The 4,270-nt window shown below is 69.5% G+C and carries 2 protein-coding genes; both read right to left on the bottom strand.

All coding sequences use genetic code 11. The annotated features are described in order from the left end of the window. Positions 1 to 171: 171 nt before the first annotated feature. Positions 172 to 2,223, bottom strand: coding sequence for a DUF3857 domain-containing protein (locus FJ251_14075; protein MBM4118832.1), 2,052 nt, complete (start codon positions 2,221 to 2,223; stop codon positions 172 to 174). Continuing rightward, on the bottom strand, positions 2,220 to 4,270 hold a 2,051-nt coding region (locus tag FJ251_14070), incomplete at its 5' end, for a DUF3857 domain-containing protein (protein ID MBM4118831.1). The genes FJ251_14075 and FJ251_14070, both read right to left, overlap by 4 nt.

Genomic DNA, 4,270 nt, shown 5'->3' with positions numbered 1-4,270 from the left:
GCCAGGACGAGGTCGCGGGAGGTGGGGAGGCCTGCAATATACTATGAGAGTCCGCGACGGTCAAGTGCATCGCCAAACAAATGCCGATGCCGCAGGCCGCGGGCACGCCGACCAGCACAAGCTCAGCTGCGGCAGGCGTCTCGTCACTCTGGCCTTCGTTCGCCTAGCGGATCAAGGCGAGGCCTTGGCGCGCGGGACCAGCAGCACCTCCGTGGTCTTCGGGTCCAGCGCCGCGTTCACCAGCGCGCGGAAGGCGGGGTAGTCATCGGGGGTGACCGCCACGGGATCGGGATAGGCATCTGATGAAGGCGCTGCCGCTCCGACTGGCAGCTCGATCGGCTCAATGAACGCAGCCTTGATGGTGCCCCCCGTGGCCCAATCGAGATCGTAGTCCAGGATGAGGTGCTCGCCGTCCTGCTTGCGCGTGACGCTCAGGCTGCCGATCGAGCAACTCGCGTTGATTGGAGGCACCTCCGCGGCTTGCATGCCGGTTGGTAAGTCGAGCACCCAGCGCAAGCTCAATCGCATGGGATGGGGAAAGAGCAGGGCTCGGCACTCGCTCTGCCCGCGCTGCATGCCAGGCGGAAGCAGTGCCGCGAGCTCGACAGGCAGGGTCGGCAGAGCCAGTCGAATCCGACCCGTCTCGTCGGCAGCCGGTGCCTTGGCCGTTCCGCTCAGATTCGCCCTGATCTTCTGCAGTCCGGCCTGCAGGTCGAGCGACTCCACTCGGCTGCTATCGGACCAGCTCGCACACCAATCCCGGAGCGCGGACTCTGGCATGTGCTGGCCTGCCCACCGCCCTTGCGGCGCCAGACGGAGATCCATGGCGAATTCGCCATCGCGGAGGTCCCAGAACAGGCTGGACTCGGCGACGAAGGGCGATCTGTCGTACAGCCCGATCCACATCGAAGGCTCTTCTAGCGTGTAGGTGTAGAAGACCTGGTCCTGGGACTCGAAGATGCGACCCTCTGCGGGCGAGAAGCGTCCGATTTCAGGGAGCCTGAGCTGCGGAGCATCGATTGCAGCGAGCGCCAACAGCTGCTTGCTGTGTCTCTCCCAACGGTTTGCAAGGAGCAGTCGTGGCTCCCATCCGCGGCTTCGGCAGGCCGCGATCATGACGGCCGTGCGCTCGAGCGGGGTGGCGACCGAGGTCTCGAGGATGCGCGCGACGCTGCGCGGCGGGTGCCAAGCCCAGTCCGCCCCCGAGAGCAGGCTGGTGCGTCCGTCGAGGGCAGCCAGCATCGCGGCCAGCGCGTCCCGATCGGAGAGGAAGGGGCGCTCCAGGTCCCGCTCGACTCTTGCGAGCCAGGCGCCAAGGCCGACCGAATCTACCGCCGCAGTGTTGAGGCTCGCATCGACGCGCTCCATCACGGCCTTCCAGGAGTCCCGTGGAGACAGCACCAGGTGCGGGAGCTGGTCCCCCAGACGATGGGTCGCCTGGCCAGGGGCAGCGGGAAGATTCTCGAAGTGCCAACGCCGCTGCGGGCCGCTCTCCCTGTTCTGGTACCCCGCCTCGACGGCTATCCGCTCCTGCGGGGTCTTGGCCGCCTGCATCTTCTCGGCGTACTCTCGCGCCAAAAGATAGTCTCCTTCGGGCAAGGTCAAGAGGCCGAAATGCGGGCTGATGAGCTCCGCAATCAGCTCACCGCTGTCGATGTGCATCTCCAGCACGGGGAACTCCCCCTGCGGGAAGAGCAGCGCGCCCTCCGGCAGGCCGGCCGGCGCCGTGTCCACGATCTCCGTGTCGAGCCAGAGCGCGCAGCCGGGCTCGAGGCCAATGTGCGTGATCACCAGCTCCTGGATGTCCAGGAAGTCCGGCGCGAGCGCCAGCTCGCCGGGCGTCACCGTGTTGAAGGCATTCGCCGGCGAGTCCACGAAAGCGCCGCCGGGGAAGTAAGTGCGCGCGGCGTGCACTGTGATCTTCTGCCGCGCGCTGTCGAAGCGCAGGCGCGGGTCGGCGAGGCGCTCGAGCGCCCACTCCGTCGCCACGCGCAGGAGCCGCTGGTGGCGGTGGCGCATGAGGCCGTCCGCGTAGCGGTAGAGGTGCGCCTCGTAGACGACCAGGCCGTCCTCGCCCGGCTGCGGCGCGGGCGCGGCCGCGAGCAGCGCGGCCGGATCGACGGCGATCGTGAAGTCGAGGGCGCCCTCGCTGGCGGCGCGCGCCGGCAGCGCGGCTGCGAGGCAGGCGGCGGCGAGCAGGGCGAGCAACAGGGCGCGCTTCATCGGGCACCTCCCTTGCGTGAAGCGGATCGGCCGGCGGTGAGTCCGGCGGCGGCGCGCGCCTCGATGGCGTCGGCCACGGCGCGCAGGCCGGGCCAGTCCTCGGGCTGGATCAAGCGCCGATCCACCTGGAGCGCGGCCGTGAGGTCGAGCCTGCCGCGCTCCGGCTTCCAGTCGCAGCGGAATGAAGCCTGGGTCTCCTTCTCATCGATCGCGGGCGGCGCGGCCCAGGTGTTGCCACGTGGCAACTCGAGCGATTCGCTCAGCTCCACGCGCTGGCCGGCCCAGATGAAGTAGGGATGCACGCGCTCTTTCGCCTTCGGCAGCCCGGCCAGGCGCCAGAGCGCGCCGTTGCCCGCGAGCAGGGCAAGGGCCGGCGAGCGCAGGGCGAGGCTGTCGCCGAGATCCTCGGCCCAGCCAGGCAGGCGATAGCGCAGGCGCAGCGTTGTGTCCCGCGTGAAGTCGCGGTGGTCGCTGAAACTGAAATCCACGAGCTCAGCGCGCGGGGTCAGCGCGCCGAGCCAGTTCTCGAGATAGGGCCGCAGGTCGCGCGCGGCGCGATCGGCGACGACCCCGCGCAGGCGGCCGTCGCTCACGCCGCGGCCGGTGAACTCGAGCGTGCCATCGAGCGCGCCGTCCGCGCCAAGCTGCGCCGTGCTCTTCACGCTGAGCAGGTTGTCCTCGGGACTGAAGGCGGGGATCTGCATCAGGTCCTGACCATCGAAGTCGCCGATCACGTAGTCCTGCTCGCCCTCCCAGCGGCTCCAGGTCGGGTTGTTCCAGGGCGCCCAGGTGGGATCGAGCATCTGGAAGCTGCCGTCGGGCTTCTTCAGCGCCACGACGCAGTGATTGAACTGGTCGGCGGGGATGTCCTCCACCCGCGCGCCGGCCATCGTCATCGCGCCGTAGGCCTCGTAGCCCGCCGCGCGCAGCATCGTCACCAGCATGCCGGCGATGTCCTTGCACACGCCGGCGCGGTCGCGGAAGGTCATCTCGCCTGGGTGGAGCGTGTAGCCTTCGCCCTTGCCCATCGTGAGGCCGAAGTAGCGGATGTTCTGCGCCACCCAGTGCAGCAGGGCGGCCACTTTCTCCTCGTCGGTATCGAGGCCGCGCGTGATGTCGCGGACCTTCGCGGCGATCTCGGGCGTGTGCGCGAAGGTCCACTCGTTCGTCTCGGCGAACCAGCGGCTCTTCGCTTCCCAGTCCTCGGTGGTGGCCATCACCACCTTGGGCACGACGTCGCTGGCGTCGGGCATGCGCGGCTCGTGGACCAGCGCCGGCACGTTTTCCTTCCAGAAGGCGTAGTCGTGGCGGTCGCCGGCGAAGCGCAGGCTGCTCATCACCTCGCCATTGTAGACGCTGTACTGGAGCGGCTTCGTGGCCGGCAGGCTCACCGTGTAGCGGCGCTCGCGCTGGGGCAGGTCGCTCTGGAAGAGCTGCACGTCGTAGAAGTGCCCGCGCATGGGCGGGATGTAGCGCTCGTCACTGGAGCCCCCGCGAGAAACACTCGCGACCGTGCTGTCGAGCAGGCTCATGGCCTCGCCGGCCGGCACGGGCTTGAGCACCTCGAGCTGCCGGGGCTGCTCGGGCTCGTCGGCGGCGAGGTAGGCGATCAGGAAGCCCTTGCTGTAGGTGAGGGTCTCGACGCCGTCGCCCACGGCCAGCGGCGGCAGGCCGAGCACCTTCATCCGCGCGCCCCAGTTGATGAGGTCCGTGGGCTGCGGCACGTCGCGGGCGAGCGCGGGATCGATGTCCACCCAGCTCGAGTCGGCGCGGTGCACGCGCACGAGTCGCAGGTCGAGCACGTTGCTTGCGGGGTCGTAATCGAAGCGCAGGGCGGCGAGCGCGAGCGCGCCCGCGGGCTCGAGCGCCTTCACGAAGCGATGGCGGTAGCGGTGGCCCAGGCCGCTGTCCTCGACGATCACCGACTCGCGCTCGAAGAGCACGAGCTGATCGGCCTCGCCGACGAGTTCGTCGGGCGCCTCGGCGGCCAGCAGCGCGACGGCCTCGGCGGGCGGCAGCGGTTGCGGCGGCTCGAGAGCGGCGGCGG

The organism is bacterium (genome assembly GCA_016873475.1).
GTDB lineage: Bacteria > Krumholzibacteriota > Krumholzibacteriia > JACNKJ01 > JACNKJ01 > VGXI01.
Note: the sequence above shows the minus strand (reverse complement) of the source record. Positions and strands in the feature narration are given on the sequence as shown.

Coding starts and splice junctions, on each gene's coding strand:
- FJ251_14075 (MBM4118832.1), bottom strand. CDS start 2,223: ATGAAGCGCGCCCTGTTGCTCGCCCTGCTCGCCGCCGCCTGCCTCGCA.